At 65.5% G+C, this 14349-nt stretch carries 9 protein-coding genes; 4 read left to right on the top strand and 5 right to left on the bottom strand.

The annotated features are described in order from the left end of the window. From AC1DYX_RS17855 to AC1DYX_RS17840, 4 genes are all read right to left on the bottom strand, one after another. A partial coding sequence (locus tag AC1DYX_RS17855; protein ID WP_477261189.1) for an alpha/beta hydrolase occupies positions 1–552 on the bottom strand: 552 nt, incomplete at its 3' end. A 337-nt stretch (positions 553–889) separates the two neighbouring features. Then, complete coding sequence (locus tag AC1DYX_RS17850) at positions 890–1789, bottom strand: alpha/beta hydrolase (RefSeq protein ID WP_477261187.1); 900 nt, start codon at positions 1787–1789, stop codon at positions 890–892. A 168-nt stretch (positions 1790–1957) separates the two neighbouring features. Then, on the bottom strand, positions 1958–4984 hold the full coding sequence (locus AC1DYX_RS17845; protein WP_477261185.1) for a TonB-dependent receptor: 3027 nt from the start codon (positions 4982–4984) through the stop codon (positions 1958–1960). 506 nt (positions 4985–5490) lie between these two features. Continuing rightward, complete coding sequence (locus AC1DYX_RS17840; protein WP_477261183.1) at positions 5491–6771, bottom strand: ABC transporter substrate-binding protein; 1281 nt, start codon at positions 6769–6771, stop codon at positions 5491–5493. A gap of 142 nt (positions 6772–6913) precedes the next feature. On the opposite strand from AC1DYX_RS17840, the gene AC1DYX_RS17835 reads away from it, so the two are divergent. Beyond that, positions 6914–7609 carry a response regulator transcription factor gene (locus AC1DYX_RS17835; protein ID WP_477261181.1) on the top strand — a complete coding sequence of 232 codons (696 nt, stop codon included), beginning with the start codon at positions 6914–6916 and terminating at the stop codon, positions 7607–7609. Next, positions 7593–9089: a sensor histidine kinase gene (locus tag AC1DYX_RS17830; protein WP_477261179.1), complete on the top strand. Its 1497-nt coding sequence runs from the start codon at positions 7593–7595 to the stop codon at positions 9087–9089. Before AC1DYX_RS17835 ends, AC1DYX_RS17830 begins: the two co-directional genes overlap by 17 nt. 24 nt (positions 9090–9113) lie before the next feature. On the opposite strand, the gene AC1DYX_RS17825 is transcribed toward AC1DYX_RS17830, so the two are convergent. Beyond that, on the bottom strand, positions 9114–10004 hold the full coding sequence (locus tag AC1DYX_RS17825; RefSeq protein ID WP_477261177.1) for an SDR family NAD(P)-dependent oxidoreductase: 891 nt from the start codon (positions 10002–10004) through the stop codon (positions 9114–9116). Between the two features lie 260 nt (positions 10005–10264). Between AC1DYX_RS17825 and galB the strand changes: the two genes are divergently transcribed. Beyond that, the gene (gene galB / locus AC1DYX_RS17820; RefSeq protein ID WP_477261175.1) at positions 10265–13081 is read left to right on the top strand and encodes a beta-galactosidase GalB; all 2817 of its coding nucleotides are present in this window, start codon (positions 10265–10267) and stop codon (positions 13079–13081) included. Between the two features lie 189 nt (positions 13082–13270). Next, positions 13271–14155, top strand: a complete 885-nt coding sequence (gene pepA / locus AC1DYX_RS17815) for a flocculation-associated PEP-CTERM protein PepA (protein WP_477261173.1) — start codon at positions 13271–13273, stop codon at positions 14153–14155. Positions 14156–14349: the final 194 nt, after the last annotated feature.

Raw genomic sequence — 14349 nt, 5'->3', positions numbered from 1 at the left:
GGCCAGGATCGCGAAGTCGGGACGCGCGCTGACGGCATCGAGCGGCGCGCCCGTGCGGCCGGCAGGCAGGTCGTACAGGGTGGCCGCGCTGGCCGCCAGGTGGCCGCCGGCCGAGCTGCCCATGACGCCGATGCGGTCGGGGGCGACGCCGTATTTCGCCGCCTGCGCGCGCACGGTGCGGATCGCGCGCAGCACGTCCTGCAGCGGCGCCGGATGGCCGTAGTCGCCCAGGCGATTCTTGAGCACGAACGCGGTGACGCCGAGATTCGACAGCCACTGCGCGTACTGCTGCCCTTCGCGGACGGACGACAGGAATTCGTAACCGCCGCCCGGGCAGATGATGACGGCGGTGTGGGCAGCGCGGTCGACGGCGGCGGGAAACACGGTCAGCGTCGGCTCCGAGACATTACTGATGAGCTCGCCGTTATGGCGCTCCGGCCCCGGATTCGCCCGCGCGTTCGGCACCCCTTCCGGCCACAGGGTGACGACCTCGGTCTGTGCCTGTGCGCCGGCGGCGATGACGAACAGCAGTGAAAGAAACAGTTTTCGCATGATTGTCATCCTTTTAGTGATGGGAGACACACTGCCGGCCCGGAAAGATAAAAAAAGGGGCAACCGAAGCTGCCCCAAATCTGCTTGTTAAGCAGAGGAGATAATCTGTGTGCTACCGGTGACCTGTGCGTCCAGTCTCCAGATCGGTACTGAAACCGCCATGTGAGCACAAAAGGCCCTGCCAGATGACCCTGTCTTTGCCTCACCACTTGACGTGCGACCGAAGACCTTATTAACGAAGTATTCTTAATGAATTAATTTAGATGAACGCAGTCTAAACCCTAGTGTTTACAACTGTCAATGACATTTGCGATCGAAGAGAGTGAGGAAACGACGATTACTGCACGATCAGCTTGCGGTAACGCAGCCATTCCTCGACACGCTTGGGCCAGTTCGAGGCATTGCCGAGGCCGGTATTCATTGCCATGCCATGGCCACCGCGTTCGAAGAACGCCATCTCCGCCGGCACGTGCGCCCGGGTCAGCGCCTGGAAGAACAGGATGCTGTTCTCGATCGGCACGGCGCCATCGTCCTGGGAATGGAACAGGAACGTGGGCGGCGTGTTGGCATTCACCTGTTTCTCGACCGACATCAGCTGGACGAGTTCGGGCGACGGATGGTCGCCCAGCAGGAAGTGGCGCGAGCCCATGTGCGCRRCCGGCGGCTCCATCGTGATCACSGGGTAGGCCAGGATCGCGAAGTCGGGACGCGCGCTGACGGCATCGAGCGGCGCGCCCGTGCGGCCGGCAGGCAGGTCGTACAGGGTGGCCGCGCTGGCCGCCAGGTGGCCGCCGGCCGAGCTGCCCATGACGCCGATGCGGTCAGGCGCGACATCGTATTTGGTGGCCTGCGAACGCACGGTGCGGATCGCGCGCAGCACGTCCTGCAGCGGCGCCGGATGGCCGTAGTCGCCGAGGCGTGACTTGAGCACGAACGCGGTGACGCCGAGGGTCGACAGCCACTGCGCATACTGCTGCCCTTCGCGGACGGACGACAGGAATTCGTAACCGCCGCCGGGGCAGATGATGACGGCGGTGTGGCCGGCACGATCGACGGCGGCGGGAAACACGGTCAGCGTCGGCGCCGAGACATTACTGATGAGCTCGCCGTTATGGCGCTCCGGCCCCGGATTCGCCCGCGCGTTCGGCACCCCTTCCGGCCACAGCGTGACGACCTCGGTCTGTGCCTGTGCGCCGGCGGCGATGACGAGGAGTAGTGAAAGAAGCAGTTTGCGCATGGGTGCCATCCTCCCGGGAATAAAAAAGGGGCAACCGAAGCTGCCCCAGGCTGCTGGTAGATAAGCAGAGGAGATAATCTTTTGTCGCTGCCCGTTGACGAGGCAGCGATGGATCCTGTGCTGTGCCTCTCGCGGTCCGTGTTGCCGGCCACGAGAGGCCCATCTTCCTTAGAACGAGTAACGCATCTGCGCGGTGTAGCGCGGGCCGGTCACATAAGCGCCGCGGACCTTCATGCCAATGCCCTGCTGCATCAACTGCTTGTACATGGCGTTGTTCAGGTTCTGTGCTTCAAGACCGAACGACAGGTTCTCGGTGAACTTGTAGAAGAACGAGGCATCCACCTGGCCGTACGAATCCGACCACGTCGGCAGCGCATACTGCACATTGTGCTGGCCGAACGTCGCGCTGTCCGGATTGGTATCCGTGCCGTCGCCACCGTTCGTGCCGTTGGCATTGACCGCCTGCAGCGACTTCGAACGCCAGCTGTAGGCCACCCGTGCCGAGATCGGGCCACGGTCGTACAGCAGGGCCAGGTTGTACGAATTCTTCGACAGACCGTTCAGGGGCAGGTTGCCGAAGGTCTTGCCGTCGACGTCGCAACCGTTCAGGTTCAGGTTCAGGTTGTCGGCGCCGCTGCCGCCCGAGCAGTACGCCTGGTACACCGGGTGGTACAGGCTCAGGTGGCTGTCCACGTACGTGTAGTTCGCCTGCACGCCGAAGCCCGACATCCAGCCCGGCAGCTTGTCGAAGTACTGCTGGTAAGCCAGTTCGATGCCCTTGGCCGTACCGTTCGCACCGTTCACCGGGCCCGTCGTGACGAAGTCATGCATCGTGCCGGTCACGTCCGGCAGCGGGAAGGCATAGCTCTGGTTGATGATGACGTCGCTGAGCTTCTTGTGGAACACGGCCGCGGTCAACGAGCCCGTAGGCGCGAAGTACCACTCCGCCGTCAGGTCGGCCTGCTTGGCCATGGTCGGACGCAGCATCGGATTGCCGCTGCCCGTGCCGGTGAGGTTGACGTTGCTGACGTTGACCACGTTGGTCGTGGTGTTGGTGCTCGTGGTCGTCCCTTCTGACAGGCTCGTATAAGCCTGCAGCTGCGAGAAGTCCGGACGCGCCATCGCCTTGCCGTAGGCGAAGCGGAATTGCAGCTTGTCCGATGCCTTCATGCGCAGGTTCAGCGTCGGCAGCACATTGCTGTACGAATTGTCGAAGTCCTGCTTCTGCTGGAAGTTCGGGATGTTCGGGATCGGCACGCCGGTCACCGTGGCGCCGGCCGGGATGCTCGGCGCGGTGAAGCTGAACACCGTGTAACCGTGGGCGACCATACTGGTCTTCACGTAGCGCACGCCGAGATTGCCGTCGACCGGATACTTCAGGTCGTCGAAGCCGAAACGCAACTGGGTGTAGAACGCCTTGGTACGCTCGTGCTGGTCGTTGGTGCCCGACGGATCGGTGCCAAACGTGGCGGGATTCCACTTGCCGCAGCTGTCCAGCGTACCGCCGCTGCGTTCCGCGCACAGCACGTTGTAGTACTGGTGCAGCTGGGCATAGGTACCCGGATAGCCATCGGCCAGCGAGACGTTCGGGAACACAACGGCCGGCACCGACGTCTTTCCATTGAAGAAGTTGGGGAACGTGTTCAGGTGCATGCCGCCGGAGAAGCGCGGATCGCCCAGGTAAGCCAGGTGGCTCAGCGGCTGCCACGAACCGACCGGACCAACCTGCCACGGCTGCGTGATCGCCGCCCAGTTATAACCCGGGACGGAATTGATCGTCGTCGCGTCGCGGTCGTTCAGGCGCACGCCGAAGCGCACGTCGCGCAGGATCGGATGGTCGAACTCATACTTGGCGTCGGCCCTCCAGGCCTTCTCGTTGGCGACGCTCGCATCCCGGTGCTCCATCGTGAAGCCCCAGTAGTAATTGTTCGGATTGGCCATGAACGCGCGGTCGGCATCGTCGAACGTCAGGGTGACCGGCGTCGTCGACATGTTCATGTTCAGCTTCGGAATCTGCAGGCCGGTGGCAACCGTCGAGTCGAAGCTGCCGGTGTCGGCGCGGATCTTCTGCAGGTCGGTCGTGACGCTCCACTGGCTGTTCAGGCGCCAGCGCAGGTTCCACGAAATGTCGGTTGTGTTAGACTTGCGGGTCGAGGTACGGGTGTCGTCGTTGAAGTTGACGCCGCCGTCGGCGTCGTCGGTGAGCACGCCACTGACCATCGCGCCCTTCGAGTCGAAGACGGGGTTCGCCACCTGGAGGGTGTACGCGCTGGACGAGCTGAAGATCGCCTGCTCGTCCCACTTCATCTTGTAGCGCGACTTGAAGTAGCTCAGCGAGGTCTGGATCGAGCTGTTTGGTTTCCACTGGAACGCAGCGTACGCGCCGTCGCGTTTGCGGTCGAATTCGAGCGAACGGTAGCTGGCCGAATTCGGTACCCAGGCGGTCTGGCCGGGGACGACGTCGGTGCGCGGATAATACGGCGAGACCTGGAAGGCGTCGGTGCGGGTACCGCTTTGCGACGTCGCCAGGTCGAACAGGGCGCCGAATTCGCCGATGCCGGTCTTCCAGCGATCGGAGAACATCATCGAGTACGACGGCTGCGGTTTGCCCTTCTTCAGCGTGGAATAGGTGTCCTGCGCCGAGATGGACAGCTTGCGGCCCTTGAAATCGAACGGCATCGCCGTGCGCAAATTGATCAGGCCCGAGATGCCGCCCTCGATCTGTTCCGCCGACGGGTTCTTGTAGACGTCGATGCCGGCCATCAGCTCGGGCGGCACGTCTTCGAAGTTCAGGGAACGGCCGCCGTTCGCGGAGAACGAATCGCGGCCATTGAGTTCGGAACGCACATAACTCAGGCCGCGGACCATCACACCCGACCCTTCGACCGAATAGTGCTCCGGGTCACCCTTGGCCATGGTGCGGTCGATGGTCACGCCAACCACGCGCTGCAGCACCTCGGTGACCGAACGGTCCGGCAGCTTGCCCATGTCGTCGGCGACGATCGAATCGACGACCTCGTCTGCGTTCTGCTTGATCTTCTGGGCGTTTTCCAGCGAAGCGCGCTGGCCCACGACGACCACGGTCGTCCCTTCGTTATCGGTGGCGGGGGTGGTTTGCGCAAATGCCGTGCCGCTGGCCATCAGCATGAATTGAGCAACGCCGATGGCGATTGCGGTCTTGTTAAACTTTGTCATGTCGTCTCCTTGATTGATAAGTCTGCGATACGCGTGCGTTCGCATCGATCGCATGGACTCTCCCTCCTGCTTGATCCTTGCCGATGGGGCTCGCTGCACGGCTGCGCTCTGAGGCGCTTCCCGTTCAGCATGGCAAGCTGCGATTTCAATCCAGCGTGGCGCCGCGACGCTTCGCACGACCGTGCGTGATAAAGCGTCAACCTTAACAATTTCACCCACTCTGAATTAATTTTGCATTAATTTAGTGTAGGTTCGGCCATTGACGAAAGTCAATAAATTCGTGAGTTTTGGTCAGTGTTTACGAAGACTAAAAGACAAGCAATGTCGTAGCGATGCGACACATCGCAGTAAAGAATGCGGAATTCCTCGCCCCTGCTGGCTAAGTGCCGCAAAGGAACCACGACACGCGGACGCGCGGCCCAACCGGCAACGAACGCCGGTGGGATTGCGAAGTGTTAATGTAGATTAACGAAAAGAACGCTCGGTGCGCCCCGTCGCAATTGAGTTCAGTGCGTGCGGGGTGGCGTCCCGGCGCCGCGCACGGCAGCGACAAGGCGCTGCATCGTCGCCTGTGCAGGGATGCGGTCGTCGTGCCAATAGGCGCTGACGGCTTCCCGCATCGCGTCCTCGATGGCGGGCGGCAGGGACATCGACACGCTGGGCACCAACATGCCCGCGCGCGCGGCGGCATCGAAAGCGGCGCCCGATTGCCTGCCGCAGCGGTCGAAGCGCGCGAGGTCCACGCCCAGGCGGACCGGAATCGAACCCTTGTCCAGGTTGAATTCTTCCTGCACGGCCGGCGACAGCAGCTCCGCCGCAAAGTCCTTCTGCGCCTTGACCTTGGCCGCGCTGTTGACCTTGAACAGCGCGAACGAGTCGACGGCGAAGGAAAACGCCTTCGTCGCACCGGGCGCGGGCACGCAGGAAAACTCCAGGCCGGCGTCCCTTTGCGCCGCCAGGAACACGGGCTTGGCCCAGTCGCCCATGAACTGCATCCCCGCCTGCCCTTTCACCACCATCGAGGATGCCAGTATCCAGTCGCGGCCCATCGCTGTCGGGCCGGCATAGGTCTTGATGCGTCGGAAGGTCTGGAGGACCTGCTCCATGACCGGCCCCGCGAGGACAGCGGGATCCAGCGTCACGAACGCCTTGCGATAGAAGTCGACGCCGCCCACGCCGAGCGCAACGATTTCGAACAGGACGAAATCCTGCCACGGCTGGCCGCCGTGCGCGACGGCCACGTAACCGGCCCGTTTCATCGCCTCGGCCGTCGTAAAGAATTCATCCCAGGTCGTCGGCACCCGCGCGTTGACCTTCCTGAGCACGCCCATGTTAATCCAGAGCCAGTTGATGCGGTGGACGTTGGCGGGAACGGCGACGTAGCTGCCCTTGTATTTCATGGCGTCGCTGACGGCCTTCGGGAGGACCGTGTCCCAGTGTTCGGCACGGGCCACGTCGTCGACATTCGCGAGGACACCTTCGCGCGCCCATTGCTGGATGACCGGGGTCTTGATCTGGGCCGCGGTCGGCGGATTGCCCGACAGGACACGCGAGCGCAGCAGCGTGAGCGGAACACCGTTGCCGTCGGCGGACAGGACGAAATCCTTCCAGGTATGACCGTGGCGCTGCATTGCCGCCTTCAGCACCTGCGCCGCCTTGGCGTCATCGCCCACGTCCCAGTAGTGGAGCACCTCGAGCTCGCCCGCGTGCGCGGTAGCAACCAACGATGCGGTGGCGAGCGCCAAGGCGCCCCATCCGGACGGATTTCGAATGGAGAGAAATGCCATGGCTCACTACTCCTGGAACGCCTGCGCCTTGCCGTCCCTGGCTAAGACTGATGGTCGACATATTAGCCCGACTTATGTACAGTGAGCAAGAAATGGTGCGTGCCGGCTTTCCGGTTAGACCAATCTCCGTTAATATCGCGACATGCAGCTCTTACTAGCCGAAGACGACCCTATACTTGCCAACGGATTGACCGCCCAGTTGAATGGCGCGGGCTTTACCGTCGAGCATGCCCCGAATGGCCCGGTGGCGGAATTCCTGCTTTCCCGGCAAAACTTCGATATCGCCATCATCGACCTGGGCCTGCCCATGATCGACGGACTCACGGTGCTCAAGAAGTTGCGCGCCACCCGGCCCAACCTTCCCGTCGTCGTGCTCACGGCACTCGACAGGCTCGACAGCCGCCTCGCGGGGCTGAATGCCGGCGCGGACGACTACATGACCAAGCCGTTCGACTTCCCGGAACTGGAAGCGCGCCTGCGTGCCGTGCTGCGGCGCTCCCGGGCGGCCGCACCCGCGAATGGCGACGTGGGCGTGGCGGGCCTCCATTTCGACCGCGCCGCACGGCGGGCGGTGATCCACGGCGATCCGGTCGAACTCAGTCCGCGCGAAGCGACGCTGCTCGAACTCCTGCTGCTCCATGCAGACAAGGTCGTCACGAAGGAGCAGATCGCGGCCGCCTGGACCGAAGACGGGACCGAGGTCGGCGGAGGCAACACTGCGGAAGTGCATATCCACCGTCTGCGCCGCAAGCTGGAAGGTTCGGGAATCGAAATCCGCACCGTCCGCGGGCTCGGATACCTGCTGGCCGCCGAGCGCTCCGATGGACGACCGGGCTGAACGGGGCATACTGCACCGGTTCCGCATCACGCCCCGTAACCATTCGCTGCGCCGCCAGCTGGTCATCTGGGTGTTGCTGCCCCAGCTGGTCCTGTGGTTTGCCGGCGGCATCGCGACCTACCGCCTCGCGGTCCGGTACGTCAACCAGGCCGCGGACGCGACGCTGTCGCAGGCCACGCGCGCCCTGGCGCGGCGCGTCAAACCGATCGGCAACGGGCTGCTGATCGACTTCCCCCGCGCGGCACAGGAAGTCCTCGAGACCGACCCCAACGACCGCCTGTACTACATGGTCAGTACGCCGCCCGGCGAATTCATCCTAGGCAACAACAGCATTCCGATGCCACCCAGGGACATGCTGCCGCGCCTGAACGGTCCGTATTTCTACGACGGCGAAATCCCGTCCCCCGACACCGGCGGGCAACAGGGGGCCGGCCAGCACGTGAAGGTCAGGATCGCCGCGCTGTACCTGCTGTACAGCGCCGACGTGGGCAAGCAGCAATGGATGCTGGTCCAGGTCGCGCGCAACATGGCGCATCGCGAAGACATCTTCAAGATGATCCTGATGGACACCCTGCTCCCGTTGTCCGCCCTGATCCCCTTGATGACCATCATCGTCTGGTTCGGCACGGGCGCCGGCCTGGCGCCGCTGCTGCGCCTGCGCAAGGAGATGGAAGGACGCTCGCCGATCGACCTCGCGCCGCTGCAGATCGAATCGGCGCCGCAGGAAGTCCGCTCCCTGGTCCGGGCATTGAACGAACTCCTGGCCTCGGTGCGCCAGAACGTGAACGCGCAGAAGCGCTTCATCGCCGACGCGGCCCACCAGTTGCGCACGCCCCTCGCGGGATTGAAAAGCCAGACGGCGCTGGCGATCAAGCTGACCGACGATCCGGCGCTGATCGACCGGCTGAAACTGGTCGACCAGAGTGCCGCCCGCGGCGCCCACCTGATCAACCAGCTGTTGATGCTGGCGCGTGCCGACCCTGAGGCCGTGGCGGTGTCCGACATGGCGCCGCTGAACGTGCGCGCCTTCGTCCAGGACATCGTCGCCGAATTCGTGCCGCGCGCGATGCGAGCCGAGATCGACCTGGGCATGGACGACGACACCCTTCCCGACGGGCGCGCGCCGGAGGGGCGCCTCCCGCTGCAGATCAAGGCGCATGCCCTGTTGCTGCGGGAAGCGCTGACGAACGTACTCGACAACGCCATCAAATACACCGGCCGCGGCGGCGAGATCACCGTCCGCATCCAGCCGGACGGCGCGCACGTGCGCATCATCATCGCCGACAATGGCCCTGGCATCCCGGAAGCGGACCGCGCCCGGGTCTTCGAACGGTTCGTCCGGGCGACGGACCAGGGCGAGGGATGCGGCCTCGGACTCGCGATCGTGCGGGACATCGTGGCCCAGCACGGCGGGACGGTGGATTTGCGCGATACGGAACCGCACGGCCTGCAGGTGGTCATCTGCCTGCCCAGGCTCTGACGCCGCCCCGACTGCACGCCGGCATCAGGCGCGCGAGCGCGCCGGCCTGCGCGTGCGGCCGCCATGGGCCGGCGGCGGAAACGCCGGCCGGCCCGGTGCCGGCACGTCGGCCGACGCGGCGAGGTCCGCCCACGCATCGAATCCCACCTTCAGCACGCGCAGGCGGTCGTAGGCGCGCTGCAGCGCCGCCCGTCCCAGCACGAGGCGCAGCGGACCGCGCCCGGCGGCGACGGCCTGCATGATGGCCTGGGCGGCGCGCGCGGCATCCACCTGACCGCCGGCGGCGTTGCGGACCGCGCGGCCGGCCAGGCTCTCGTAGTCGGGAATGCTTGCTGCGCGCGGTGCCGGCGTGCCGGCATCGTCGCCACCGCCCGGATCGACGAGCGTGACGCCGATGCCGAGCGGTTCGACCTCGTAAAACAACGCTTCCGCGAGCGCTTCCAGCGCCGAACGCGCCGCGTGGCCGAAACCGTCGAACGCCGGCGCCTGCACGGCCGCGCGCGCCAGCATCACGACGTGGCCGGCGCGGCGCGCGCGCATGCCCGGCAACACCCGCCGCGCCAGGTTGATGGGGCCGAACACGTTCCCGTCGAACAACGCGCGCATGGCGCCATCCTCGCCCTCCTCGATCGCGCCCGGATAGCGCTGCACGGCGGAGGACACCAGCACGTCGATGCGACCGAAACGGCCTTCCGCGGTACGGACGGCCGCATCGATGCCGGCGGTGTCCGTGACGTCCAGTGCCAGCGCCAGCGCCCGTTCCGGATGACGGTCGACGAGGGTTTGCAAGGCGTGCGGCACCGGCGCCGCGAGCACGGCGCACTGGCCGGACGCGAGGACGGCCTCGGCCAGCGCGGCCGCGAGGCCCGTGGTGGCGTCGGCGATGAACCAGACAGGTTGCGTGGGATGCGGCATCGTTCCTCCTTGCGTGACAACGTGGATCATTCTAGATGCCGGCCGGGTACGGGGCCATGGGTGATATTCCGAAACTCTTGCCTAAAATTCCAATGTCCCCGCCCTTGGTGAAACGATCAACAAGTTGATCGATCGTGGCCGATCCCCAGCCTGCCCCATCCATTGACCGGATGGGCCTTTGCCCCTACACTGCTGGATGGTTGCGCTACCATCGATACATCGGACCCGCCCGCAAGCAACCGCCATCCCCGGAGGAGATCGTGCAAGACACGCGTCACGGAGCCGCAGGCCGGCTCGCATTCACGCTCGGCATCGCCCTGGCCGCCAGCCTGGCGGCCGCTTTCCCGCCTGGCGCGCCAACCGCCCGCGCCGTGCCGCAGGACACGGCCGGCGCCGGGCAGATTGCGCACGCTCCGCGCCAGCGCATCCTGCTGGACGACGGCTGGCGCTTCCAGCGCGGCGACCCGGATGGCACAACCACCCCGTATCTGTACGACGTACGCCCGGAAGTCACCGTCTCCGCCGACGGCAAGGTGGCCGATGCCATGCCCGAGGAAGCGGCCCGCGTCGCGCGCGCGGGCATGCCCGTGCTGAAGCCGTGGATCCTCCCGAGCGGCAACGCGTTCATCCGCGATCCCGCACGGCGCCACGCCCGGCCGGCCCTGGACCCCGCCGTGGATGCACCGTTCGCCCGGGCCGCCTTCGACGACAGCGGCTGGCGCGCCGTCACCCTGCCGCACGACTGGGCGATCGAAGGCCCGTTCCTCACGACCGGTCCGTACGGCGGCATGGGCCGCCTGCAGACCTGGGGCCCGGCGTGGTACCGGCGCAAGCTGGACATCGCCGCCGCCGACCGCGGCCGCAAGATCTTCCTCGACGTCGACGGCGCCATGGCTTACGCCAGCGTATGGGTCAATGGCCATCTCGCAGGCGGCTGGCCGTACGGCTACAACTCGTTCCGCGTCGACCTGACGCCTTATGTGCAGCCGGGCGGCACCAACCAGCTTGCGATCCGCCTCGACAATCCGCCGGAATCGGCGCGCTGGTATCCGGGCGCGGGCCTGTACCGCAACGTTTGGCTGACGAAGACGGCCCCCTTGCACGTGGGCCAGTGGGGCGTCACGGTGACGACGCCCGAGGTGACGCCGGCCGCCGCGCGCGTGGCGTGGCAGGTCGCGCTCGACAACGACGGCAGCGTGCCCGCCAGCGCGACGGTGACGGCGGAACTGTATGATCTCGACGAGGGCGGCCGTATCGCCGGCAAGCCGGTGGCGACGGTGCAGTCCGGGCCGGCCACGGTCGCCTCGGGTGCCAGCGTGATCGTCGCGGGGGCGACGACCGTGGCGCGGCCGCGCCTGTGGGGGCCGCCGCCCACGCAAAAGCCGCAGCGTTATGCCCTCGTGGCGACGGTGCGCCAGGACGGCCGCGTCGTCGACCGCTACGAAACGCCGTTCGGCATCCGCTCCGTGCGCTTCGATCCGGACCGCGGCGTCGTCGTCAACGGCGAACACATTCCGCTGCACGGCGTGAACAACCACCACGACCTGGGCGCGCTGGGCGCCGCGTTCAACGTGCGCGCGGCCGAGCGCCAACTGGAGATCATGCGCGCGATGGGTGCCAACGCCCTGCGCATGAGCCACAATCCGCCCGACCCGCAGCTGCTGGACCTGGCGGACCGCATGGGCTTCCTCGTGATGGACGAGGTATTCGATTCCTGGCAGCGCAAAAAGACGCCGCTCGACTTCCACCTGATCTTCCCCGACTGGCACGAGCAGGACCTGCGCGCCATGATCCGGCGCGACCGCAACCACCCCTCGATCATCCTGTGGAGCGTGGGGAACGAGGTGGGCGAACAGTACACGGGAGAAGACGGCGCGGCCGTCGGCCGCGAACTCGTGGCCATCGCGCACGAGGAAGACGCCACCCGGCCCGCGACGGGCGCGATGAACTACGCGAAGGCGGACATGCCGCTGCCCGGCGTCGTCGACGTGATCTCGCTGAACTACCAGGGCACCGGCATCCGCACCCTGCCCGGCCAGTTCCCGATGTTCCGCGCCGCGTATCCCGCCAAGGTGATCCTGCACAGCGAGAGCGCCTCCGCGCTGTCCAGCCGCGGCGAATACCAGTTCCCCGTGCCGGGCGTGCTGAGCGCGTCCGTGCGTCCCGGCGCCGGCGGCGATCCGGCCACGCGCCAGGTCAGCGCCTACGAATTGTTCGCGGCGGACTTCGGCGCGTCCGCCGACCGTGCGTTCGCGTCGCTGGACCAGAACCCCTATACGGCCGGCGAATTCGTCTGGACCGGCTTCGACTACCTGGGCGAACCGACGCCCTACTACGACGCGCGCAGTTCCTACTCCGGCATCGTCGACCTCGCCGGCTTCCCGAAGGACCGCTATTACCTGTACCAGTCGCGCTGGCGGGCGGACCTGCCGATGGTGCACGTGCTGCCGCACTGGACGTGGCCGGAGCGCGCGGGACAGGTCACGCCCGTGCACGTATTTACGTCGGGCGACGAGGCCGAGCTGTTCGTCAACGGCAAGTCGCAGGGCCGCCAGAAGAAAGCGCCGTATGCCTACCGCCTGCGCTGGGATTTCGTGACCTGGGAACCGGGCGAGATCCGCGTCGTCGCCTACAAGAATGGCAAGGAATGGGCGCACGAGACGGTCAGGACGACCGGCGCCCCTTCCGCCCTGCAGGCGCAGGCCGACCGCACGACGATCAAAGCCGACGGCCGCGACCTGGCGTTCGTCACGGTGCGCATCGTCGACGACGCAGGCGTACCGACCCCGCGCGCGCGCGACCGCGTGCGCTTCACCGTCGAGGGACCGGCGGAACTCGTCGCCACCGACAATGGCGACGCGACGAGCTTCGAATCGTTCCAGGCGCCGGAACGGGCGGCGTTCAACGGGCTCGTGCTGGGCATCGTGCGGACCCGGGCGGGCGCCAGCGGCACGATCACGGTCAGGGCCAGCGGCGCGGGCCTGCGCGGCACGGTGGTGACGCTGCAGAGCCGTCCGCCGGCCGCCGGGGACGCGGGAACCCTGAAATTTCGGCCAGGAATCATTTCCCAAATGTAAAACTATGTGTCGGGATTTTTTACATACGGCAGCGAGAATCCGTGATTACTCGCATGTTTTTTTTATAACGCTTTGATTTTAAATAGTGTGACTTAGACTGGCACGTCATTTGCAATGGATGAAATGAGCTTACAGCAAAAGCTGGGCTATCCCCCCGATACCTCAACCAGCAGATCTCTTGGAGCCAACATGAAGATTTCGTTCCGCAAACTGATCCCGGTCGTCGCCGCCCTGGGCTTTGCATTCGCCGGCTCGTCGGCACAAGCGTTCACCCTCAAGGATGGCACCAACGTTCTGGCGAGCGATGCCACCACCCTGGACTGGAACGCTAGCGGTAGCGGTGTCGCCAAAGGCGTGGGCCCGTTCGGCACCCCGCTGACCGTCGGCCAGAACTTCCAGTTCCTGTACCAGTCGAACCTGTCCAGCGTGGACGGCAACCCGACCATCCTGTTCAATGGCCTGGACACCACCGCCAACGGCACCAAGGACACCGGCGCCGGCAAGAACTATGAGTTCACCATCGTCGCCATGCTGAACGAAACGGTCACGAGCACGACCGCCACGCACGCCACGTTCGGCCTCGCCCCGGGTGACAACAAGGTCGCCATCTACTACGACACCGGCGCCAACGCCTCGACCGCCGGCGGTACCGGTTTCGACGACGGCACGCTGATCGCCTTGCTGACCATCGTTCCGGAGAACACGCAGTCGGAGTTCACCGTGACCGCCCCCGGCGCCGGCCAGGGTTCGACCAAGATCACCGCCCGCGTGGTCGGTGGCGGCGACTTCATCGATCCGGCTTACCTGCAAGGCGTGTCGGAAATGCTGTTCGGCGTGAACTTCGAATCGAACCTGAACTATCCGGCTGGCAACTCATCCACCAACAACTTCCACATCGGTGGCAGCAGCGACTTCCCGGACTATGTCGCCGGCAACAGCGACATCGTGTTCAAGGTCGACGGCTCGAACACCTTCACGAACGCCGTGCCGGAACCGGGCACCATGATGCTGCTGGGCATGGGCATGCTGGGCTTCGTCGGCGCACAGCGTCGCCGTCGCGCACCGAAGGCCTGATCCGCGTCTGGCTCCAGCTATGAAAAACCGCGGTTGCGACCGCGGTTTTTTTTGGCTGTGTTCGCGTTGATTCGGTAAACGAGCACCAACCCGCTAACCGAGCTGGACCGCAGCGCGCAGCCAGTCAGCCGGAGTCGTCAGGCGGCGCGCGTCCAGCAACCTCTGCCATCCCGAATAGTTGATCAGGTAGCGGC

The organism is Massilia sp. P2_C2 (assembly GCF_056404615.1).
This window is presented reverse-complemented; position numbering and strand designations above follow the sequence as displayed.

Coding starts and splice junctions, on each gene's coding strand:
- AC1DYX_RS17845 (WP_477261185.1), bottom strand. CDS start 4,984: ATGACAAAGTTTAACAAGACCGCAATCGCCATCGGCGTTGCTCAATTC.
- AC1DYX_RS17840 (WP_477261183.1), bottom strand. CDS start 6,771: ATGGCATTTCTCTCCATTCGAAATCCGTCCGGATGGGGCGCCTTGGCG.
- AC1DYX_RS17835 (WP_477261181.1), top strand. CDS start 6,914: ATGCAGCTCTTACTAGCCGAAGACGACCCTATACTTGCCAACGGATTG.
- AC1DYX_RS17830 (WP_477261179.1), top strand. CDS start 7,593: ATGGACGACCGGGCTGAACGGGGCATACTGCACCGGTTCCGCATCACG.
- AC1DYX_RS17825 (WP_477261177.1), bottom strand. CDS start 10,004: ATGCCGCATCCCACGCAACCTGTCTGGTTCATCGCCGACGCCACCACG.
- pepA (WP_477261173.1), top strand. CDS start 13,271: ATGAAGATTTCGTTCCGCAAACTGATCCCGGTCGTCGCCGCCCTGGGC.